17 protein-coding genes and 1 pseudogene are annotated in these 22,348 nt (G+C 74.7%); 4 read left to right on the top strand and 14 right to left on the bottom strand.

The window, feature by feature from the left end:
• Positions 1-2: 2 nt before the first annotated feature.
• The 8 genes and pseudogenes from gmk to pyrR all read right to left on the bottom strand — a co-directional run bounded on the left by gmk (position 3) and on the right by pyrR (position 9,918).
• The gene (gene gmk, locus EV378_RS33515) at positions 3-650 is read right to left on the bottom strand and encodes a guanylate kinase (protein ID WP_132431828.1); all 648 of its coding nucleotides are present in this window, start codon (positions 648-650) and stop codon (positions 3-5) included.
• A gap of 10 nt (positions 651-660) precedes the next feature.
• Positions 661-975, bottom strand: a complete 315-nt coding sequence (gene mihF / locus EV378_RS33510) for an integration host factor, actinobacterial type (protein WP_132431826.1) — start codon at positions 973-975, stop codon at positions 661-663.
• Positions 976-1,304: 329 nt separating this feature from the next.
• A complete protein-coding gene (pyrF, locus tag EV378_RS33505) occupies positions 1,305-2,144 on the bottom strand; it encodes an orotidine-5'-phosphate decarboxylase (RefSeq protein ID WP_132431824.1) in 840 nt (279 codons plus the stop codon).
• On the bottom strand, positions 2,141-5,458 hold the full coding sequence (carB, locus tag EV378_RS33500) for a carbamoyl-phosphate synthase large subunit (protein ID WP_132431822.1): 3,318 nt from the start codon (positions 5,456-5,458) through the stop codon (positions 2,141-2,143). Before carB ends, pyrF begins: the two co-directional genes overlap by 4 nt.
• Positions 5,459-5,919: 461 nt before the next feature.
• Positions 5,920-7,047, bottom strand: a pseudogene (gene carA, locus EV378_RS33495) (glutamine-hydrolyzing carbamoyl-phosphate synthase small subunit); the annotation flags it as partial.
• Positions 7,044-8,336, bottom strand: coding sequence for a dihydroorotase (locus tag EV378_RS33490; protein WP_132431818.1), 1,293 nt, complete (start codon positions 8,334-8,336; stop codon positions 7,044-7,046). The pseudogene carA and the gene EV378_RS33490, both read right to left, overlap by 4 nt.
• Entirely contained in the window at positions 8,333-9,277 is a 945-nt protein-coding gene (locus tag EV378_RS33485) for an aspartate carbamoyltransferase catalytic subunit (RefSeq protein WP_132431816.1), read from the bottom strand. Before EV378_RS33485 ends, EV378_RS33490 begins: the two co-directional genes overlap by 4 nt.
• Positions 9,274-9,918, bottom strand: coding sequence for a bifunctional pyr operon transcriptional regulator/uracil phosphoribosyltransferase PyrR (gene pyrR / locus EV378_RS33480; RefSeq protein ID WP_279389674.1), 645 nt, complete (start codon positions 9,916-9,918; stop codon positions 9,274-9,276). The genes EV378_RS33485 and pyrR overlap by 4 nt, the downstream gene beginning before the upstream one ends.
• Before the next feature lie 547 nt (positions 9,919-10,465).
• On the opposite strand from pyrR, the gene bldD reads away from it, so the two are divergent.
• The 3 genes from bldD to EV378_RS33465 all read left to right on the top strand — a co-directional run bounded on the left by bldD (position 10,466) and on the right by EV378_RS33465 (position 13,688).
• Complete coding sequence (gene bldD, locus EV378_RS33475) at positions 10,466-10,957, top strand: transcriptional regulator BldD (RefSeq protein WP_132431814.1); 492 nt, start codon at positions 10,466-10,468, stop codon at positions 10,955-10,957.
• A gap of 141 nt (positions 10,958-11,098) precedes the next feature.
• On the top strand, positions 11,099-12,481 hold the full coding sequence (locus tag EV378_RS33470; protein WP_132431812.1) for a wax ester/triacylglycerol synthase domain-containing protein: 1,383 nt from the start codon (positions 11,099-11,101) through the stop codon (positions 12,479-12,481).
• Between the two features lie 40 nt (positions 12,482-12,521).
• The gene (locus EV378_RS33465; protein ID WP_243653886.1) at positions 12,522-13,688 is read left to right on the top strand and encodes a lycopene cyclase family protein; all 1,167 of its coding nucleotides are present in this window, start codon (positions 12,522-12,524) and stop codon (positions 13,686-13,688) included.
• Positions 13,689-13,708: 20 nt separating this feature from the next.
• Here EV378_RS33465 and EV378_RS33460 read toward each other — a convergent pair whose 3' ends face one another.
• From EV378_RS33460 to EV378_RS33445, 4 genes are read right to left on the bottom strand one after another with little or no spacing between them, the layout of a single operon-like run.
• The gene (locus EV378_RS33460; RefSeq protein WP_132431810.1) at positions 13,709-14,821 is read right to left on the bottom strand and encodes an acetate/propionate family kinase; all 1,113 of its coding nucleotides are present in this window, start codon (positions 14,819-14,821) and stop codon (positions 13,709-13,711) included.
• Positions 14,821-17,217 carry a phosphoketolase family protein gene (locus EV378_RS33455; RefSeq protein ID WP_132431808.1) on the bottom strand — a complete coding sequence of 799 codons (2,397 nt, stop codon included), beginning with the start codon at positions 17,215-17,217 and terminating at the stop codon, positions 14,821-14,823. The genes EV378_RS33460 and EV378_RS33455 overlap by 1 nt, the downstream gene beginning before the upstream one ends.
• Positions 17,214-18,107, bottom strand: coding sequence for a universal stress protein (locus EV378_RS33450; protein ID WP_132431806.1), 894 nt, complete (start codon positions 18,105-18,107; stop codon positions 17,214-17,216). The genes EV378_RS33455 and EV378_RS33450 overlap by 4 nt, the downstream gene beginning before the upstream one ends.
• 19 nt (positions 18,108-18,126) lie before the next feature.
• The gene (locus EV378_RS33445; protein WP_165922604.1) at positions 18,127-18,933 is read right to left on the bottom strand and encodes a universal stress protein; all 807 of its coding nucleotides are present in this window, start codon (positions 18,931-18,933) and stop codon (positions 18,127-18,129) included.
• A 208-nt stretch (positions 18,934-19,141) separates the two neighbouring features.
• Between EV378_RS33445 and EV378_RS33440 the strand changes: the two genes are divergently transcribed.
• The gene (locus EV378_RS33440; protein WP_243653885.1) at positions 19,142-20,146 is read left to right on the top strand and encodes an Acg family FMN-binding oxidoreductase; all 1,005 of its coding nucleotides are present in this window, start codon (positions 19,142-19,144) and stop codon (positions 20,144-20,146) included.
• Here the strand turns inward: EV378_RS33440 and EV378_RS33435 are convergent.
• Together EV378_RS33435 and nusB are read right to left on the bottom strand one after the other, a co-directional pair.
• On the bottom strand, positions 20,061-21,893 hold the full coding sequence (locus tag EV378_RS33435) for an MFS transporter (RefSeq protein WP_243653884.1): 1,833 nt from the start codon (positions 21,891-21,893) through the stop codon (positions 20,061-20,063). The genes EV378_RS33440 and EV378_RS33435 overlap by 86 nt on opposite strands.
• Before the next feature lie 34 nt (positions 21,894-21,927).
• Positions 21,928-22,347, bottom strand: a complete 420-nt coding sequence (nusB, locus tag EV378_RS33430; RefSeq protein WP_132431802.1) for a transcription antitermination factor NusB — start codon at positions 22,345-22,347, stop codon at positions 21,928-21,930.
• Position 22,348 lies beyond the last annotated feature (1 nt).

Raw genomic sequence — 22,348 nt, 5'->3', positions numbered from 1 at the left:
AGTCACTCCTGAGGAAGGTTGCGGGACGGCGCGCTCGGCGCGGGAGGTGCGGGGACGGCCGGAACTCCGCGGCCGACCACCAAGTCTACCAACCGTCCGACGGCGGACTGCACGTCGTCGTTCACCACGACGACGTCGAACTCGTCCTGGGCCGCCATCTCCTCGACGGCGGTCCGCAGACGGCGTTCCCGCTGCTCCGGCGACTCGGTCCCGCGGTCGGTGAGCCGCCGCGAGAGCTCCTCGAACGACGGCGGCGCGAGGAACACGGTGACCGCCTCCGGCACGGCCGCCTTCACCGACCGCGCACCCTGCAGGTCGACCTCGACGAGCACCGGGCGGCCCTGCGCCATGGCCTCGTCCACCGGCCGGCGCGGGGTACCGGAGCGCTGCAGGCCGCCGTGCACCTCGGCCCACTCCAGCAGGTCCCCGCGCTCGATCAGCGCGTCGAAACCGTCGCGGTCGACGAAGTGGTAGTCCCGCCCGTCGACCTCGCCGGTCCGCGGGGGCCGGGTCGTCGCCGAGACGCTGAACAGCAGCTCGGGGACGGCCAGGCGCAGCTCGGAGACCACCCGGCTCTTCCCGACGCCGGACGGGCCGGCCAGGACCAGCAGCCGGCCGGTCGGTCCGTCGGGGGAGAGCGCGTCGGTCATCCGGGACGGATCAGGCCGCGAACTCGTCGAGCAGCGCCTTGCGCTGCCGCTCGCCCAGGCCGCGCAGGCGACGGCTCGGGGCGATCTCGAGGCGCTCCATGATCTGCGCCGCGCGGACCTTGCCCACGCTGGGCATGGCCTCGAGCAGGGCGGAGACCTTCATCTTGCCGAGCACCTCGTCGGTGTCCGACTGCTTGAGCACCTCGCCGAGGGTCGTCCCGCCGCGCTTGAGGCGGTCCTTCAGCTCGGCACGGGCCCGGCGCGCGGCCGCCGCCTTCTCCAACGCTGCGGCGCGCTGTTCCTCGGTCAGCTGGGGAAGGGCCACGGTTCTCCTCCGGTCTCGTTTCTGGTCTCGCTCCGACGATCACGCTCCGCCATCGGCCGGCGATCCGGACCGGCGGGCGCGCCGTCGGAGTCCGGGTGACGTCCCCGGATCCTCAGCGAACGTACCCATCAGACCAGGCACGACGCCATTGGGGGTCCCACCTCAGGGTTTGCCGATCGGTGAGCGATCATCCCGGGCGACGGTCCGGATCGCCGCTGGGCTCGAATCGCCGTCGGGTCGGCGCACCGCTGTCCGGTCGGCGAGCGCCGCCCTCCATCCGGCGCGGCCCGGCGTGTCCGTGCCGAGCCGCCCGGCTCGTGGGCCCGACATCACGGCGTGCGGCCCGCCGTCGCACCCGTGAGCTGGTCGTTCAGCGCCGCGGCCGTACCGCGCAGCGCCTGCGGGTCCGGTCCGGCGGCCAGCACCGACCGTGAGGCCGACGGAAGGACCGGACCGGCCACGCCGGTGAACCGTGCGGCGACGTCCGCCGGCCCGGCGCCCTGCGCACCCAGGCCGGGCACGAGCACCGGCCCGTTCAGCGCGGACAGGTCCAGGCCGTGGTCGGCCGTGGCGCCCACCACGACGCCGACGGCACCGGCTCCCGGCCCCGTGTTCTCGGCCGCGGCGGCGTCCACCACCGCCTGCGCGACGGTCGGCACCGACGGGTCCAGCGGACGCGCGAGCTGCACCTCGGCGCCCTCCGGGTTGGACGTGCGGGCCAGCACGAACACGCCGCGTCCGGCGGAGGCGGCCGCGTCCAGCCCGGGCCGCAGCGACCCGAACCCCAGGTACGGCGTGAGCGTCACCGCGTCCGCCCCGAGCGGCGCGCCGGTCCTCAGGTAGGCGTCCGCGTAGCCGTCCATGGTCGAGCCGATGTCGCCGCGCTTGACGTCCAGCACGGACAGCGTGCCGGTCCCGGCCAGCCCGGCCAGGAGCCGTTCCAGCACGGCGATCCCGGCCGCGCCGTGCCGCTCGAAGAACGCCGACTGCGGCTTGACCGTCGACACCTGTCCGGCGAACGCGGCCAGGCAGACATCGGCGAACCGGGCGAGGCCGTCCGGCGTGTCGTCGAGACCCCACGACGCCAGCAGCGGGGGGTGCGGGTCCACCCCGACGCACAGCGGGCCGTACCGGGCGACGGCGTCCCCCAGCCGGTCGCCGAACGTCACGACGGTTCCTCGACGCGGGCGTGGTCGGCCGCGAGCGCAGCGTGCGCCTCCTGCAGGGACCGCACGTCCAGCCCGCCCGCGATCAGCGCCTCGATGCCCTGCACGGCCGCCGCGGCGCCCTGGACGGTCGTGATGCACGGGACGCCGCGGGACACCGCGGCCGCGCGGATCTCGTAGCCGTCCACGCGTGGCCCGGGATTGCCGACCGGCGTGTTCAGGATCAGATCCACGTCGCCGGCCAGGATCGTGTCCACGACGGTGGGCTTGTCCGGTGTGGACCCGTCGCTGTGCTTGCGCACCACGTCGACCTTGATCCCGTTGCGGCGCAGCATCTCCGCCGTGCCGTCGGTGGCGAGGACGCGGAACCCGATGTCGGCCAGTCGTCGCACCGGGAACACCATCGCGCGCTTGTCCCGGTCCGCGATGGACACGAACACCGAGCCGGTCACCGGCAGCGACCCGTACGCCGCGGACTGGGACTTGGCGAACGCGGGGCCGAACGACACGTCGAAGCCCATCACCTCGCCGGTGGACTTCATCTCCGGTCCGAGCAGCGGGTCGACGCCCTGGCCGGACGGCGTGCGGAAGCGGTTGAACGGCAGCACCGCCTCCTTCACCGCGACGGGCGCGTCCGGGTCCGGGCGGCCGCCGTCGCCGTCGGAGGGCAGGAGCCCCTCGGAGCGGAGCTGCTTGATCGACGCACCGAGCATGATCCGGGCCGCGGCCTTGGCCAGCGGGACCGACGTCGCCTTGGACACGAACGGCACCGTCCGCGACGCCCGCGGGTTGGCCTCCAGCACGTAGAGCACGTCGCCGTGCAGCGCGTACTGCACGTTCAGCAGGCCCCGCACCCCGACACCGTGCGCGATCGCCTCGGTCGCCGTGCGGACCTGGTCGGTGACGCTGCGCCCCAGCGTGATCGGCGGCAGCGTGCAGGAGGAGTCGCCGGAGTGCACGCCAGCCTCCTCGATGTGCTCCATCACGCCGCCGAGGAACACCTCGTCGCCGTCGCACAGCGCGTCGACGTCGATCTCGATCGCGTCGTCGAGGAAGTTGTCGACGAGCACCGGGCGGTCCGGGGAGACGGTCGTGGCGCGCGCGATGTACCCGGCCAGCGACGACTCGTCGTAGACGATCTCCATGCCGCGCCCGCCGAGCACGTAGGACGGACGGACGAGCACCGGGTAGCCGATCCGCGAGGCGATCTCGCGGGCCGACTCGAAGCTCGTCGCCATCCCCCAGTCCGGGGCGGGCAGCTTGGCCCGGCGCAGCACCTCGCCGAACGCGCCGCGGTCCTCGGCCAGGTCGATCGCCGCCGCGGACGTCCCGACGACCGGGACCCCGGCGTCGGTGAGCCGCTGCGCGAGCCCGAGCGGGGTCTGCCCGCCGAGCTGCACGATCACGCCGGCGACCGTGCCGCTCTCCTGCTCGGAGTGCACCACCTCGAGCACGTCCTCGAACGTGAGCGGCTCGAAGTAGAGGCGGTCGGCCGTGTCGTAGTCGGTGGACACGGTCTCCGGGTTGCAGTTGACCATCACGGTCTCGAACCCGGCCTCGCGCAACGCCATCACCGCGTGCACGCAGGAGTAGTCGAACTCGATGCCCTGCCCGATCCGGTTCGGGCCGGACCCCAGGATCACCACCTTCGGCTTCGACGTCTGCGGCTCGACCTCGGACTCGGCCGCCGGGTCGGTCTCGTAGGCGCTGTAGTGGTACGGGGTCCTCGCCGCGAACTCGGCGGCGCACGTGTCCACCGTCTTGAACACCGGCCGGATGCCCAGGCGGTGCCGCAGTGCCCGCACGCCGTCCTCACCGGCGAACTCCGGCCGGATGACGGCGAGCTGCCGGTCCGAGAGCCCGTGGCGCTTCGCGCGGCGCAGCAGCGCGGCGTCCAGCACCGGCGCCGCCTCCAGCTCCGCGCGGAGCTCGCCGAGCAGCGCGACCTGGTCGGTGAACCACGGGTCCACACCGGACTCCGCCGACACGTCCGCGACCGACCGTCCACTGCGGAGCGCCCGCTCGATCTCGTAGATCCGGCCGTCCACCGGGGTGCGCACGGCGGGCTCGCCGTGCGGGTCGGGCACGGTCCAGAACCCGGTCGCCGGCGTCTCCATCGAGCGCAGCGCCTTGCCGAGCGCCTCCGGGAACGACCGGCCGAGCGCCATCGCCTCGCCGACCGACTTCATCGTCGTCGTCAGCTCGGGGTCGGCGCCCGGGAACTTCTCGAACGCGAAGCGCGGGATCTTGACCGCGACGTAGTCCAATGTGGGCTCGAACGCGGCGATCGTCTCGCCGGTGATGTCGTTGCGGATCTCGTCGAGCGTGTAGCCGACGGCCAGTCGCGCCGCGATCTTGGCGATCGGGAACCCGGTCGCCTTCGACGCCAGCGCCGAGGACCGGGACACCCGCGGGTTCATCTCGATCACGACCAGGCGGCCGGTCTCCGGGTGCACGGCGAACTGGATGTTGCAGCCGCCGGTGTCCACGCCGACGGCGCGCAGCACGGCGATCCCGACGTCGCGCATGTGCTGGTACTCGCGGTCGGTCAGCGTCATGGCGGGCGCGACGGTGATCGAGTCGCCGGTGTGCACACCCATCGGGTCGAGGTTCTCGATCGAGCAGACGACCACCACGTTGTCGCGGTGGTCGCGCATCAGCTCGAGCTCGAACTCCTTCCAGCCGAGCACCGACTCCTCGATCAGCACCTCGGTGACCGGGGACGCGGACAGGCCGGTGGACGCCAGCCGCTCCAGGTCGGCCTCGGTGTGCGCCATGCCGGAGCCGAGCCCGCCCATCGTGAAGCTGGGGCGGATCACGACCGGCAGGCCGAGCTCGCCGGCGGCGTCGCGGACCTCGTCCATCGAGTGGCACACCCGCGAGCGCGGGACGTCCCCGCCGACGCCGACCACGATGTCCTTGAACTTCAGCCGGTCCTCGCCGCGCTGGATCGCGTCCACGTCGGCGCCGATCAGCTCGACGCCGTAGCGCTCCAGCACGCCGTTGTCGTGCAACGCGATCGCCGTGTTCAACGCCGTCTGGCCGCCGAGCGTGGCCAGCAGCGCGTCCGGGCGCTCCTTGGCGATCACCTTCTCCACGAACTCCGGCGTGATCGGCTCGACGTAGGTGGCGTCGGCGAACTCCGGGTCCGTCATGATCGTCGCCGGGTTGGAGTTGACCAGCGACACGCGCAGGCCCTCGGCGCGCAGCACCCGGCAGGCCTGGGTGCCGGAGTAGTCGAACTCGCACGCCTGCCCGATCACGATCGGACCGGAGCCGATCACCATCACGTGCTCGATGTCCTGGCGGCGGGGCATCAGCGGCCCTCCTCTCCGGACTCGACGTCGGACGACGGGCCGGACCCGGCGGGCGGCGGCCACGGCCGGTCGCTGACCGGCCCGGATCTGCGGGTGTCCGGCGGTGGGTCGGCCTGCGGCTCCGGACGGACCTCCGCCTGCGGTTCCCGGCGGCCGATCGAGTCCTCCACGTCGGAGAACGGCGCGGTCAGCGGGTCCAGCGGGTCCGGCTCACCGGGGCCGGAGCGCGGAACGACCGGCAGCGCGCTGGTCTCCGGCTCACCCGACGCAGGGGACGGCGCCTGCACCGGCAGCGCGCTGGTCTCGGCGTCCTCCACCGACGGGGGCGACGGGACGTGCTGCGGCAGATCCGGCCGGGCCGGTTCCGGCTGGGCGATGTCCGGCTGCTGCGCGGCGTCCGGGACGGTCGCCCCGGGCAGCGGGATCCCGGCCGCTCCCGCGTAGCCGACCGGGTTGTCGACCATGAGCTGCACGAACCGGTCGAACAGGTCCGCGGCGTCGTGCGGACCGGCCGCGGCCTCCGGGTGGTACTGCACGCTGAACGCCGGGAAGTCCTCCCCGGCCAGGCCCTCGACGCAGCCGTCGTTCGGGCAGGTGTGGGTGATCACCGCGGAGCCGTACGGCGTGCGGAAGCGCTCGCCCGCGTCGCCCTGCACGGCGAACCCGTGGTTCTGCGACGTGATCGCCACCCGCCCGGTGGCGTGCTCGATCACCGGGATGTTGATGCCGCGGTGGCCGTAGCGCAGCTTGTACGTGCCGCGCCCGAGCGCCCGGCCGAGGATCTGGTTGCCGAAGCAGATCCCGAACAGCGGGATCCGGCGCTCCAGCACCTGCTTCGTCAGCGCCACAGGGCCGTCCGCCGTCGCGGGGTCGCCCGGGCCGTTGGCCAGGAAGAACCCGTCGGGGCGCAGCTCGTCGATCTTCTCGATCGGGGTGTCGGCGGGCAGCACGTGCACCTCGACGCCGCGGGCCGCCAGCATCCGCGGGGTGTTGTACTTGATCCCGACGTCCAGGGCGGCCACGACGAACCGCCGCTCCCCCACCGCCGGGACGATGTACGGCTCGGCCGTGGTGACCGCGCCGTAGAGGTCGGCGCCCTCCATCGGCGGGCTCTGCCGCACGCGGTCGACCAGCACGTCGTCGCTGACACCGCCGGCCAGCGACGGACCGGAGAACACGCCCGCCCGCATGGCGCCGTGCTCGCGCAGGTGCCGGACGGCGGCGCGGGTGTCGATCCCGGCCACTCCGACGACGCCCTGTGCCCGCAGCGCGTCGCCCAGCGAGCCCGTCGCCCGCCAGTTCGACGGCGTGCGTGCCGGGTCCCGCACGACGTAGCCGGCGACCTGGATCCTCGCGGACTCGTCGTCCTCGCCGTTCCAGCCGGTGTTGCCGATCTGCGGCGCGGTCTGCAGCACGATCTGGCGGTGGTACGAGGGGTCGGTCAGCGTCTCCTGGTAGCCGGTCATGCCGGTGGTGAACACGGCCTCGCCGAGCGACTCCCCGACCGCGCCGTACGGCTCCCCGCGGAAGATCCGCCCGTCCTCCAGGACCAGGACCGCCGTGCCGTCCCCCGCCGTCTCCCCCGTCATGCCTGCACCTTCCCGTCCCGCGCCGTCACTCGGCCACGCAGAACCGTCGCGACCACCGCACCGGGCAGTCGCATTCCCTCGTACGGAGTGTTCGACGCCCGGCTCGCCAGCGCGGCCCCGCGGACCGTCCAGACGGCGTCCGGGTCGACGAGCGCGAACGTCGCCGGCTCGCCCTCGGCGACCGGTCGTCCCTGGTCGGGCAGCCCGCCGATCTCGGCAGGGCGCTCGGACAGCACCCGGGCCACGCCGCGCCAGTCCAGCAGGCCCGGCTCGACCATCGTCTCGACGAGCACCGAGAGTGCCGTCTGCAGGCCGAGCATGCCCGGCTTGGCGACCTCCCACTCGGTGTCCTTGTACTGCGACGCGTGCGGCGCGTGGTCGGTGGCCACGACGTCGATCACGCCCTCGGCCAGCGCCTCGCGCATCGCGCGGGTGTCGTCCGCGCCGCGCAGCGGCGGGTTCACCTTGTGCACCGGGTCGTAGGACGCCAGGCGCCCGTCGGTGAGCAGCAGGTGGTGCGGCGTGACCTCGGCGGTCACCCGGACCCCGGCCGCCTTCGCGGTGCGCAGCACGTCGATCGTGCGGGCCGAGCTGACGTGGCAGACGTGCAGCGCGGCGCCCGCGTCGCGGGCCAGCGCGCAGTCCCTCGCGACGACGGTCTCCTCCGCCGCGGCGGGCCAGCCGGTCAGGCCGAGACGGGCCGCGGCCGCGCCCTCGTGCGCCTGCGCGCCGCCGGTCAGCCGGTGGTCCTCGGCGTGCTGGGCGATCACCGCGTCCAGCGCGCGGGCGTACTCCAACGCCCGGCGCATGATCAGCGGGTCGTTCACGCAGCGGCCGTCGTCGGAGAACAGGCGAACCTGGGCGCGCGAGCCGGCCATCGTGCCCATCTCGGCCAGCCGCTCCCCGCCGAGCCCGACGGTCACGGCGCCGACCGGGTGCACGTCGACGAGCCCGATCTCGGCACCGCGCCGGTGCACGTGCTCGACGACGACGTCGGAGTCGGCCACCGGGTCCGTGTTCGGCATCGCGAACACGGCCGTGAAGCCGCCGAGCGCCGCGGCGTGCGAGCCGGTCTCGATCGTCTCGGACTCCTCGCCGCCCGGTTCGCGCAGGTGGACGTGCAGGTCGACGAAGCCGGGCAGCAGCACGGCGCCGTCGGCGTCCAGTACGTCGGCGTCCTCGGGCGCTTCCAGCCCCGGACCGATCCGGTCGACGACCCCGTCGACGACCAGGACGTCCGTGGGGTCCTCGCCGTACGGGCGGGCGTTCTTGATCAGGAGGTCGGTCATTCGGGAGCTCCCGCGAGCAGGTGGTAGAGGACGGCCATCCGCACGTGCACACCGGTGCGCACCTGCTGCAGGACCGCGGAGGACGGCGCGTCGGCCACCGCGGGCGCGATCTCCATGCCGCGGATCATCGGGCCGGGGTGCATCACGACGGCGTGCTCGGGCAGCAGCGCCGCGCGCGTCTCGGACAGGCCGTAGCGCACGGCGTACTCGCGCGCGGACGGGAAGAACCCGCCGTGCATCCGCTCGGCCTGCACGCGCAGCATCATCACCGCGTCCACGGCGGGCAGCTCGGCGTCCAGCTCGTGCGAGACCCGGCACGGCCAGTGCTCGACGCCGACCGGGAGCAGCGTCGGCGGTGCGACGAGCACCACCTCGGCGCCGAGCGTCGCGAGCAGCAGCACGTTCGAGCGGGCGACCCGGCTGTGCAGCACGTCGCCGACGATCGCGACCCGCCGCCCGGCGATCCCGCCGAGCCGGTCGCGCAGCGTCGCAGCGTCCAGCAGCGCCTGGGTGGGGTGCTCGTGCGTGCCGTCGCCGGCGTTCACGATCGACGTCGGCGTGCCCGTCGTCTCCCGGTCCCGGTCGATCCAGGACGCCAGCCGGTGCGCCGACCCGGACGCCGGGTGCCGGACGACCACACAGTCCGCACCCATCGAGGACAGCGTCAACGCTGTGTCGCGCAACGACTCCCCCTTGGACACCGACGAGCCGGAGGCGCTCACGTTCACCGTGTCCGCGCTCATCCACTTGCCGGCGACCTCGAACGAGACGCGGGTACGGGTGGAGTTCTCGTAGAACATCGTGATCACGGTGCGGCCGCGCAGCGTGGGGAGCTTGCGCACCTCGCGGCCGAGCAGCGCCTGGCGGAGCCGGTCGGCCGTGTCCAGCAGGGCGGTCGCCTCGGTCGCGTCCAGGTCGGCGACGGAGAGCAGGTGCCTCACTCGTCCACCTCCGTCGCCCCGTCGGCGTTGTCGCCGTTGTCGGCGCTGTCGATCGCACCCGACGGGCGCTCGATGAACACGCCGTCGGAGTCGTCGGACTCGGTGAGGCGGACGTCGATCCGCTCCGAGCGCGACGTCGGCACGTTCTTGCCGACGTAGTCGGCGCGGATCGGGAGCTCGCGATGCCCGCGGTCGACGAGGACGGCCAGCTGCACGGCGCGGGGCCGGCCCTCGTCGCGCAGCGCGTCCAGCGCGGCGCGGGTGGTGCGGCCGGACATCAGCACGTCGTCGACGAGCACGACGAGCTTGTCGTCCACGCCGCCCTCCGGCACGGCCGTGGACTCCAGCGCGCGGGCCGGGCCGCGCCGCAGGTCGTCGCGGTAGAGGGTGGCGTCGACGGACCCGACGGCCGGGGCGGTGCCGGTGAAGTCCCGGATCGCGGCGGCCAGCCGGTGCGCGACGTGCACGCCGCGGGTCGGGACACCGAGCAGGACCAGGTCGTCCGGCCGGTCCGGGCCGAACGCCGTCTTCTCGATGATCTGGTGCGCGATGCGCGCGATGGTGCGGGTGACGTCGGCGGCACTCAGCAGTTCCCGTACGGGTACCTGCGCGCCGGCGTCCCCGCGGCGGTACTGCGCCACGAGGTTCTCCTTCCCCGCCTCTCCGGACGGGCTTAAAGGACGGTCTCCAACGCCGGTCAACCTACAGGCGTTCACGCGCCGGAACCGCGTACGCACCGCCCGACGCGACGAACGCCACGCCTGCGGCGCCGACGAGCCACCCGGAGGCGCCGGAGTGTCACGGTCCCATCACGATCTGCTCGACAGCGGCGTGTGCTCCCGGGTTCGCGATACACCGGTCCGGTCGCTTGCGGCTCCGTCGCCGGTGGCATGACCGGGACCGAATTTGCGAGGTGGAACCCTGCGCTACCGCCGACGAGGGACGAGCGTTGCCCCGTTCGGGTAGGAAATGCCTCGTCACCGCCCCGAGGAGGGGTATCAGCTTGACCACGCCGGACCGGACCCGGAGGATTACTCTCCGTATCAATTGGTGAACGTGAGGGTGTGCGACCACGGGATACGGACCGTGCGGCGCCGTCTCAGTGACCCGCTGCCGGTCGGCCGCCCCGCGGACCGACCGAACCCCGGCCGGGTCGAGGACGTTACGAGGGAACGAAGGGATCGCCACATGGGCGACTACGCCAAGGCTCTGGGGGGCAAGCTCCGGGCCATCCGGCAGCAGCAGGGGCTGTCGCTGCACGGCGTCGAGCAGAAGTCGGGTGGACGCTGGAAGGCGGTCGTCGTCGGCTCCTACGAGCGCGGGGACCGTGCGGTCACCGTGCAGAAGCTGGCCGAGCTGGCCGACTTCTACGGCGTCCCGGTGGCCGAGCTGCTGCCGGAGGGTCGGATCCCGTCCGGGAGCGAGCCGGCCACGAAGATCGTCATCAACCTGGAGCGGCTGCAGCAGCTCCCCGCGGACAAGGTGGGCCCGCTGGCCCGCTACGCGGCCGCCATCCAGAGCCAGCGCGGCGACTACAACGGCAAGGTCCTCTCGATCCGCGCCGAGGACCTGCGCTCGCTCGCGATCATCTACGACATGTCCCCCGGCGAGCTGACCGACCAGCTCATCGAGTGGGGTGTGCTGCCGCAGGAGGCCCGCCCGGCCCACCGGGTCGACTGAGGACGGGCGGACGGCCCGCCCGCGAACACCGGGACGTTCGACCTCGCCGGCCCCGGACGGACGCCGCTGCCGTCGTCCCCGGGGGACCGCCATCCTGGCCGCACGGCCCGACCACGGGTCGACCCGTCCCGGGAGGTCGAGATGTCGAGCGCGCGGCTCCGTGCGGGTGCGGTCGATCCGATCGACCGGGCGAGTCCCTCCGACCTGCTCCAGCTCGCGGTCGACCGCGGTCCGGTGCCGTGGCAGGTCGGCGCGTTGCTCGTGACCGACCGCCCCCTCGACGCCGCCGCCGTGCGTCGCGCGCTGGCCGACCGGGTCCGGTCGGTGCCGCGGCTGCGTCGTCGGCTCGTGCGCACGCCACCGCTGTGCGGGCGCCCGGTGTGGGTCGACGATCCGGGGTTCGCCGTCGGACGGCACGTGTCCGAGGCGCGGTGCCCGCCGCCGGGTGACGAGGCCGCGCTGCTCGACATCGCGGTCCGGTCCGTCGGCACCCGCCTGCCGCTCGACCACCCGGCATGGGGCGCCGTCGTGGTCACCGGTCTGGCAGGGGACCGCGGCGCGGTCGTCCTGGTGGTCCACCACGTGCTCGCCGACGGCGTCGGAGGGCTCGCCGCGCTGGCACGGCTGCTCGACGACGCCCCGCCCGACGAGCACGACCCGTTCCCCAGGAGACCCCCGGCACCACACCGCCTGTTCGCCGACGCGCTCGCCGCGCGCGTGCGGGCCGCGACCCACCTGGCGCGGGGACTGCGCAGGGTCCGGGACGCCGCGGGCGAGCTCCGCGCGGCGCGTGCGCCGCGCGCGCCGCGGTCGTCGTTGAACGGCCCGGTCGGCGCGCGGCGCGCGCTGCGGGTGGTCCGCGCCGACCTGTCCGCCGTGCGTGCCGCGGCGCACCGGCACGGCGGCACGGTCAACGACGTCGTGCTCGCGGCCGTGGCCGGCGCCGTCGGCCACCTGCTGGGCGGGCGCGGAGACGGCGCCGGGGAGATCGTCGTCTCGGTTCCGGTGTCGTCCCGGCGCCGCACCGACGCCGGGCGGCTGGGCAACGCGGTCGGCGCGCAGCCCGTATCGGTGCCCACCACGGGTACTCCGCACACCCGTCTGGCCACGGTCGCGCGGCGGACGGCCGGACGCCGGTCGGCGCCGCGCGGGGCGTCCGCGTTCCTGCTCGACGCCGCGTTCCGGGCCGTCGCGGCGACCGGCGCGCTGCCGTGGCTGCTCGCCCGCCAGCGCCTGGTCACGACGTTCGTGACCGACCTGCGTGGACCGGGGGCGCCGGTCGCGTTCCTGGGCGCGCGGGTACGCGAGATCGTGCCCGTCGTGTCGACGACGGGCAACGTCCCCGTCGTCGTCGCGGCCCTGTCCTACGCCGGGACGCTGGCGCTGGCGGTCGTCGCCGATCCCGAGGCCTGCCCCGAGCTGGACGCGCTGGCCACCGACCTGGGCGCCGAGCTCGAGGCCCTCTGCCGGTCAGGGGACGGACCGGACGGCGACGAGCGGCGGCCGGGACCCGCCGGGACCTAGTGCCCTGTCGCGCCTGCCTGCGGGCGAGCAGGCTGCGGCCATGTCACGTTCCGGGACCACCGACCGCGGACGTCCGGTGCGGATCGTCGTCGCCGGCAGCGGCCTGGCCGGTAGCTGCGTCGTCGTGCAGCTCGCGGCGCGCGTGCGCCGACCGATCTCGGTCCTGGTCGTCGACGACGGCTCCCGCCCGGTCGACGACGCCGCGTGGGCGTTCTGGGCGCGGGGACCGCACACCCTGGACCCCGCCGTCTCGGCGCGGTTCGATCGGCTCCGCGTCTGCGCGGGCGGACGGGACCGCGTACTGGACCTCGACGGTTACCGGTACCGGCGGATGCGCGGCGCCGACCTGCGCGGGCTGGTGGAGTCCGCGACCGCGGGCGACGACCGGTTCGCGTTCCGTACCGGGCACGTCGAGCGGATCGAGGACCGTCCGGACGGGGTCGCGGTGCACGTCGACGGTGAGGCGGTGCCGGCCGACTGGGTGCTCGACTCGGTCCTCGGGCCGCCGGACCCGCCACCGCTCGACGCCCGGCTGGCCTTCCACGGGCTGTACGTGCGCACGGCGGACCCCGTGTTCGACCCCTCGACACCGACCCTGCTCGACTTCCGCACCCCGCAGGTCGACGGGGCCTCGTTCGTCTACGTGCTCCCCGACGGGCCGCGCCGCGCGCTGGTCGAGCACACCACGTTCCTCGCACCGGAGGCCACCGCTCCGGACCCGGACCGCTCGGCCGCGGCGGTCGCCGCCTACCTGCACGACGTCCTCGGCTGCCGGGAGCACGTGGTGGAACGGGTCGAGCGGGCGACGCTGCCGCTGCGCTCGCGCCCGACCCGGCGTCGCAGGGGACGCGTCCTGACCGTCGGCGAACGAGGTGGCCTGGTCAAGGCCGCCACCGGCTACGCGTGCGATCGCATCCAACGCGACGCGGCGGCGATCGCCGCGTCCGTCGCGCGCCACGGCCACCCGCTGGACGTCCCCGGCCCTGACCGGCGTCACCGCCTGCTCGACGGCGCCCTGCTCGGGTCGCTGCGCGACGACCCCGGCCTGTGGGAGCGCACCGTCGACGCCCTCCTCGACGGCACCCGCACGGCCACCGCGCTGGCGTTCCTCGACGAGGACACCACGCCGATCGAGGAGGTCAGCCTGTTCGCGGGGCTCCCGGCGGGCAGGCTGGTCCGCGCGCTCGCCCGACGGCAGGGGCGTTGACGCCGGTCGTGACCGCGGGGTCAGGCGTGGACCGCGGCGGCCGCCCGCGCGATCTCCAGGTCCTCGCGGGCGGTCACGACCACGGTCTCGACCTCGGCGCCCACGGCGGAGATCCGGGCGTCGCCGCGCGCGTCGGCGTTGCGCGCCGGGTCGATCCGGACGCCCAGGTGCGCGAGCCGGTCGGCGAGGTCGGCACGAACCGGGGCCGCGTGCTCGCCGACACCGCCGGTCGCCACGAGCACGTCGATCCCCCGGGTGGCGGCCGTCATGGCGGCGACCTCCCGGGCGAGGCGGTGCCCGAACACGTCCAGCGCGAGCGCGGCGTCCGCGTCGCCCGCGGCCCGCGCGGCGAGCACGTCCCGCATGTCACCGGTGGTGCCGGTCAGCCCCGCGAGCCCGGCCCGGTGCTCGAGCGCGTCGGCGAGGTCGTCGATCCCGACACCGCCGCGCGCGAGCAGCCACAGCAGCAGCCCCGGGTCGACCGAACCCGAGCGGGTCGCCATCACCAGCCCGGCCAGCGGGGTGAACCCCATCGTCGTGTCCACGCTGCGACCGCGGTCCACCGCGGCGAGGGACGCGCCGGCGCCGAGGTGCGCGCTCACGACGCGCAGGTCCTCCACCGGGCGCCCGACGAGGGCGGCGGCGCGCCGCACCGCGTAGGCGTGCGACAGCCCGTGGAAGCCGTAGCGGCGCAGACCCCACCTGCGGTTCCACTCCCGCGGCAGCGCGTAGGTCGACGCGGCCGGGTCCAGCGTGGCGTGGAACGCGGTGTCGAACGCCGCCACCGCCGGGACCGCGGGCAGCAGGCGCGTCACCGCCCGCACCCCGGCCAGCGACCGCGGCTGGTGCAGCGGGGCGAGTTCGGTGAGCGCGGCGAGCCGGTCCAGCGTCCCGCCGTCCAGCGCGGTGGGTCCGGACAGCGTGGGGCCGCCGTGCACGACGCGGTGCCCGACGACGTCCACCGGACCGTCCACACCGGACAGGAACTCCTCGATCGGCGCGAGCTCCTCCTCACCGGCCCACCGCTCGACGGTGCGCGCCGCGACCGGCCGCGGGTCCGGCGTCCCGTCCTGGACGTCCAGAAGCGACAGCTTCAGGCTGCTGGAACCGGCGTTGACGACCAGGACGCGCATCAGGACCGGTGCGCCCAGTCGCCGAGCGTCCAGTCGCGCACCTCCGGCATGTCCTCCAGGTGCTCGACGACGTACTCCTGGTGGCGGGCCAGCTGCGCGGTGCACCAGTCGACGAGGTCACCGGCGCCACGCGGTGTCCGGCGCGCGTTGTTCAGCGCGTCCACGACCAGGTGGTAACGGGAGGCGCCGTTGCGCACGACCATGTCGAACGGCGTCGTCGTGCTGCCCTGCTCGACGAACCCGCGCACGTGGAAGCGGTCCGCGCGCGGGCGACCGTGCACCAGCTGGTGGACCGCGCCGGGGAAACCGTGGAACGCGAACACGACGTCGACGTCGTCGGTGAATACCTCGCGGAAGCGCCGCTCGCTCATCCCGTGCGGATGGTCGCGCGGCCGGACCAGGCTCATCAGGTCGACGACGTTCGCCACCCGGACCCGCAGCCGGGGCAGCCGCTCGGCCAGGATCGCCGCCGCGGCCACGGTCTCCATCGTCACCACGTCCCCGGCACAGGCGAGCACGACGTCCGGGTCGTCGGTGTCGTGGTCGGTGCCCGCCCAGTCCCAGACACCCGCCCCGGCGGCGCAGTGCGCCCGCGCGGACTCGAGGTCGAGCCACTGCAGCTGCGACTGCTTGTCGATCACGACGAGGTTGACCCGCGACCGGGAGCGCAGCACCCGCTCGGACACGGCCAGCAGGCAGTTGGCGTCGGGCGGCAGGTAGATGCGCGACACGGTGCCGCGCTGGGTGAGCACGTTCTGGATCAGGCCCGGCCCCTGGTGGGAGAAGCCGTTGTGGTCGTTGCGCCACGCGGTGGAGGTCAGCAGCACGTTGAGGCTGGGCACCGGCGCCCGCCAGGCGAGCTCGCCTGCCTCCTCGAGCCACTTCGCGTGCTGCACCGTCTGCGACGCGCTGACCATCGCGAACGCCTCGTAGGTCGCGAACAGGCCGTGCCGGCCGGTGAGGGTGTAGCCCTCCAGCCAGCCGTGGCAGTTGTGCTCGGAGAGCACCTCCATCACCCGACCGCCGTGCTCGACGGCCACGTCGTCCGGCTCGGTCCGCTCGGCGAACGCCCGGTTCTCGACCTCGAACACGGCGCCCAGCCGGTTGCTGGTCGTCTCGTCCGGACAGAACAACCGGAAGCGGTCCGGGTTGCGGGTGTAGATCTCGCGCAGCAGCTCGCCGAGCTGCCGGGTGGACTCCGCGCGCACCGTCCCGGGGCGGAGCACGTCGAGCGCGTACCCCCGCACGTCGGGCAGGTCGAGGTCACGGGTCAGCAGGCCGCCGTTGGCCTGCGGGGACGCGCTCATCCGCAGCTCCGCCGGGACGTTCCCGGCCTCGACGACCGGGGTCGGCGCGCCCTCGGCGTCGAACAGCTCCTCCGGGCGGTAGGAGCGCATCCAGCGCTCGAGCAGCGCGAGGTGCTCCGGCCGCTCCCGTACCCCGGCCAGTGGCACCTGGTGGGAGCGGAACGTACCGGCGACCCGGACGCCGTCGACCTCCTCCGGCCCGGTCCAGCCCTTCGGCGTGCGGAGCACGATCGCCGGCCACCGCGGTCGCTCCCGGCGGTCCTGCGGGCCGCCCTCGCGGGCACGGCGCTGGATGGCACGGATCCGGTCGTACGCCTCCGCCAGCCCGGTGGCGAAGCGCTGGTGCATGCCGGGCAGGTCGTCGCCGGAGACCTCGAGCACGTCGTAGCCGTGCCCCTCCAGCAACGACCGCACCTCCTCCGGCGGCTTGCGGGCCAGCACGGTCGGGCCGGAGATCTTGGCCCCGTTGAGGTGCAGCACCGGCAGGACCGCTCCGTCGTGGCGCGGGTCCAGGAACGACACGCCCTTCCAGGAGCCCTCGAGCGGGCCGGTCTCCGCCTCGCCGTCGCCGACCACGGCCAGCGCGATCAGGTCCGGGGCGTCGAACACCGCCCCGAACGCGTGCACCAGCACGTAGCCGAGCTCGCCGCCCTCGTGGATCGAGCCGGGGGTGGTCACCGACACGTGGCTCGGGATGCCGCCCGGGGTGGAGAACTGCCGGCACAGGCGGGCCAGCCCCGTCGCGTCGCGGCCGACCCTCGGGTAGATCTCGCTGTAGTGGCCCTCCAGCCACGAGGCCGCGACCAGGGCTGGACCGCCGTGTCCCGGGCCGGCCAGATAGATCATCCGCTGGCCGGTGTGCCGGATCAGGCGGTTGGCGTGGGCGTACACGAACGACAGCCCGGGACTGGTCCCCCAGTGCCCCAGCAACCGGGGCTTGACGTGCCCGGCCAGCAGCGGCTCGCGCAACAGCGGGTTCGCGGCCAGGTAGATCTGGGCGACCGTCAGGTAGTTCGCGGCCCGCCACCAGGCGTCCACCCCGGCCAGCTCGTCGTCGTCCCACGGCGGCACGCCGTCCCCGTCGGTCACTTCTGCTCCTCACCGTGCTCGACGGCCCGGACGACGGCGACCGGGCAGTGCGCGTGATGGACGGCCGCCCGGCTCACCGACCCGAGCAGCGTCCCGACCAGCTCGCCGTGGCCACGGGACCCGACGACGAGCAACTGTGCCCCGGCCGACCCGGTCACCAGCGCCTCCGCCGGCCGGTCGACCACGAGGTGCTCCCGGACCGCCACCGCGGGGAACCGGCGCCGCCAGGGGGCGAGCGCCTCCCGCAGCGCGGCGGACTCGTTGCGTTCGAGCTCGGTCCGGTCCAGGAACCCCGCCGCCGGGCCGGGCACCTCGTCGCTCCAGGCACGCACGGCGACCAGCGGTGCCCCGCGCTCCGAGGCCTGCGCGAACGCGAACCCGAGCGCGGCCACGCCGTCGGCGGCGTCGCTCACGCCGACGACGACCGGGGCGCCATCCGGACCGAGGACGCCGCGCACGACGACGACCGGGCAGCGTGCCGTCGCGGACACCGACACCGCGACCGAGCCGGCCACCAGGCCCGCGAACCCGCCGCGACCGCGGTCGCCCACCACGAGCAGGGACGCGTCCTCGGACGCTGCGCCCAGCACCGTCGCGGGCCGCCCGTCACGCACGTCGCCGTCGACCCGGTCGCGCGGCAGCGTCCGGGCCGCCTCCGCGGCGGCCAGCTCGATCTGCTCGCGGGCCACCCGGAACGCCGCCTCGCGCGGCTCGTCCGCCTCCATCGCCAGCGGACCGAGCGCCCGGAACGACGACCACGGCACGGCCGCGACGAGTCGGACCGGCCGGTCGCGCCGCAGCGCCTCGCCCGCCGCCCAGCGGGTCGCCTTCAGTGCCTCCTCCGATCCGTCGATCCCGACGACGATCGGGCCCTCGCTGTGAACGGTCATCGCGTCTCCCCTCGCATCCTCACCGCGTCCCGTGCGCCACGACGACGGTGCACGCCGCGAACCCGACCAGTGCCCGGCTGCTCGACCCGAGCTGCATCCCCTCGGGCGGTACCCGGCCGTAGGGGCCGACCACGAGCGCGCGGGCGTCCCGTCCGGCGTCGAGCAGCGCCCGCAGCGCCGTTCCCTCCACGATCTCCGTCTCGACCGTGACGCCGGGCTGCCGGTCCTGCGCGGCGGCCCGCGCCGCGTCCGTGACGGCGCGGGCGCGGTCGCGCAGGGTCTGCCAGCCCTCCCCGGAGCGGTGCAGACGCTCACCGGCGTGGGTGACGACGTCCGACCAGGCGTGCACGAGACGCAACGGCGCACACCAGGCCGCGGCGAGGTCGGCTCCGAGGCCGATCGCGTCCGCGTCCCGGCCACCGGCGACACCGACGACCACCGCGTCGCCCTCCGCCCCGGGACGCACGACGGCCACCGGGCACCCCGCCCCGGAGCTGACGGTGTCCGCGATCCGGCCGGCCAGGAGGCCCGTGCCGTGTCCGTGGCTCCCGAGGACGATCAGTCGCGCCCCGGCCGCCGCGTCGAGCAACGCCGAGCCCACGTCGTCGCCCGGCGGGCACACCTCGGGCCGACCGCCGTGCCGCCCGGCGAGCTCGACCAGCCATCCGGCCGGCCGCAGGTCCGGGCCGACGTACGCCACCCGCAGGTCGGCGTCCCAGTGCCGGGCGATCCCGGCCGCCCACTCGACGGCCGTTCCGGAGTCCGCCGGACCGTCCGCCCCCACCACGACGGCGCCGGCCCCGGCCGCTCCGTCTCGCGTCGTCATCACTCGCCTCCCGTACCGCGTGTGCCTGCACGTCCAGCATCGGGCCCACCGGCACGCCCCCGTCAGGGTCGACCGGCCGGACGGACGTCCCGGATCGCCCGACCGGATCCGGACCTTCGGCCCTGGCCGGTCGGGCCCTGCGTACCGGTCCGCCTCGGCCGCCGCGCCGCTACCGTCGTCAGGGCTTCGACTCAGGGAGGTCGACGACATGGACCGCTCCCGGCAGGCGCACGCGGACCTCCACGGGACGACCGACGTCGTGGACCTGGCGATGCGGGCACTCGAGCTCGCCGTGCGTGCTCCGTCGCTGCACAACACGCAGCCGTGGCGGTGGCGGGTCGCGCCCGGGCGGGTCGAGCTCCACGCCGACCGGGGCCGGCGTCTCCACGAGACCGATCCCGACTGCCGGGACCTGCTGATCAGCTGCGGCGCCGCGCTCCACCATCTCCACGTCGCGTTGGCGGGACTCGGAACGGCGAGCAGGACCGACCGGTGGCCGGACGTCGAGGACCGCGACCATCTGGCGACGGTGCGTCTCGTCCCCGGGCCGCCGGACCAGGACGAGGCCGCGCTCGCGCCCGCGATCCGCCGACGCCGGACCGACCGTAGGGCCCACCGGCCGATCCCGGTCCCTCCCGCCGTGCTCGAGACGCTGGGAGTCCGAGCCGCTCGCCACGGCGTGCAGGTGCGTGCGGTGGCCGGCGCCGCGGGCCGGGCGTGCGTGGACGGCGTGCTCGGCGAGGCGGCGGACGCCCAACGACGACGTCCCGGCTACCTCGCCGAGCTGATGACGTGGACGAGTCGCTACGCCGGCGCGCGGGACGGCGTGCCGGCACGGGTGCGGCCGGCGCGGTCCACGGCGACCGGGCCGCAGCACCGTTTCCCGACGGGCCGGCTCACCGGCCCCACACCGCTGGGCGGCGAGAGCGGGACCCTGGTCGTGCTGACGACCGAGGACGACGACGACCGGAGCCGACTCGCCGCAGGGGAGGCGACCAGCGCCGTGCTGCTGGAGGCTACGCGGGCCGGTCTCGCGACCGCACCGTTGAGTCAGGCGCTCGAGCTTCCCGGGACGCGTGCGCGGCTGGCCCGGGAGGCCCTGCACGTCGCGGACCACCCGCAGATGATCATCCGGCTGGGGTGGCCGGTGGACGACGTCGAGTTGCCCGCGACGCCGCGTCGGCCGCCCTCGTCGGTACTGCTGCCGCCCTGACGGCGCCCCCGGTGTCCGGATCGAGGCCCACGTCGCGGACGACCGCCCCGGGTCCGATCGTGACCCAGGTGACCTCCGGCAGGCAGCCGGGTGCACCGACCACCAGGGCGTAGGCCCCGTCCGCCGGAGCAGGCACCCGATAGGAGCCGTCGTCCGCGGCCCGGTCGTGCCCGGCCTCGCGTCCCCCGCCGTCGACGAGGGTCGCGGTCGCTCCGGGAACCGGCCGGCCGTCGGTCCGGTGCCGGACGAGGCCCCGGACACCGGGGCCGTCCGGAGGGGGCCCGGCCGCTCCGCCGCTCGGCGACCGGTCGGGCCGAGCCGGTCCGGTCGCCTGCCGCGGCCGGCGGGAACGGACGGCGTCGGCGATCCCGATCAGCAGCGCCAACGCGACGAGCCCGACGGTCACCCGCAGACCGATCGAGATGGCCACGTCCCAGTCACCGCGGCTGCTCGCCAGGTGACCGAAGAACACGGCCCCGACCAGCGAGATCCCGACGGCCGACCCCACCCGCTGCCCGGTCTGCAGCACGCCTGCGGCCGTCCCGCCGTCCCGCGGTGGGATGTCCTCCAGCGCGAGCGTCTGGTTCGGCGCGATCACCAGCCCGCCACCGACACCGGCGACCAGCAGCGGCCCGGCCACGACCCATCCGGCGTGCGCGAACCCGGCGGCGAGCAGCAGGTCGGTGGCGAGCAGACCGAGCACGACCAGCACCAGCCCGATCACCACGAGGGGCTTTCCGAGCCGGGAGACGAGCCGTCCGCCGACGGCCGCGGACACCGCCGACCCGAGCGCGAACGGCGTCAGCGCCAGCCCGGACTCGAGCGCCGTGTAGCCGAGCCCGGCCTGCAGGTAGATCGTCAGAACGAAGAAGATGGAGGTGAACCCGGCGAAGTAGACGAGCCCGAGCGTCGTCCCCCAGACGTAGCTCGGAGCCTTGAGCAGGGCGAAGTTCACCAACGGGTGGCCGTGGCGGCGCGCCGCCACGCGCTCCCACAGCACGAACACCACCAGCAGCGCCGCGGCGACGGCCATCAGCCACCACGGCGCCGACGCGGTGTCCTGTTCGGACTCGACCAACGGCAGCATCACGGCGACGACGGCGGCGCCGAGTAGCAGCGCACCGACGAGGTCGAGCGGACGGCGCTCGCCCGACGTCTCGTCGCGCGGGAGCAGACGGGCCCCGGCGACCAGCGCGGCCACGCCGATCGGGACGTTGACGTAGAACACCCACCGCCAGCCCTCGGTGTCGCCGCCCCACTGGATCAGCAGGCCGCCGAGCAGCGGACCGACGGCCGTCGAGATCCCGATCGCGGTGCCGAACAGGCCGAACGCACGTCCTCGCTCCGGGCCGCGGAACAGCTGCTGGATGAAGCCGACGACCTGCGGGTTCAGCATCCCGCCCGCGACCCCCTGCAGCAGCCGGGCGACCACCAGGAACGTCGGGTTCGTCGCGAGCCCGGCCAGTGCGCTGGTGAGCGTGAACAGCGCCAGCGAGATCAGGAACATCCGGCGGCGGCCCCGGTCGTCGCCGAGCCGCCCGGACGAGACGAGCACCAGGCCGAACGTCAGCGCGTACCCGGACACCACCCAGGACAGCTCGGCCGACGACGCGCCGAGACCGGTCTGCATCGACGGCAGCGCGACGTTGACGATGCTGACGTCGAGCAGGGTCATGAACCCGGCGACGAGACAGACCCACAGCGCCTGCCAGCGCCGGGGGTCGGGAGCGGGGTCGGCGGTGGTCACCCCGCCATCGTGACCCGCGCACGCGGGGAGCGCTCTACAGCGTCGCCCGGAGGTGCTCCGCGATGTCCGAGATCTGCCCGAGCACGCCGTTCACGTAGCGCGGACTGTCGTCGGTGGACAGTGTCCTGGCGAGCTCGACGGCCTCCGTGATGGCCACCGGGTCGTCGACCTCGTCCACCCAGAGCAGCTCGTAGATCCCGATCCGCAGCAGCGTCCGGTCCACCGCGGGCATGCGGTCGACCGTCCAGCCCTCGGCGTGCTCGGTGATCAGCTGGTCGATCCGCTCGCGGTGCGCGGTGACGCCCTCCACGAGCAGGGCGGCGTAGTCCTGGACGGGCGGGGCGTCGTCGGAGTCCCGACGTGTCCCGAGCACCGCGAGCGCGTCCTCGTCGCGCGCCTCGGACTCGAACAGGATGTCCAGCGCGCGCTTGCGTGCCTTCGTGCGAGCGCGCACG

It is taken from the genome of Pseudonocardia endophytica, from assembly GCF_004339565.1.
Lineage (GTDB): Bacteria > Actinomycetota > Actinomycetes > Mycobacteriales > Pseudonocardiaceae > Pseudonocardia > Pseudonocardia endophytica.
Note: the sequence above shows the minus strand (reverse complement) of the source record. Positions and strands in the feature narration are given on the sequence as shown.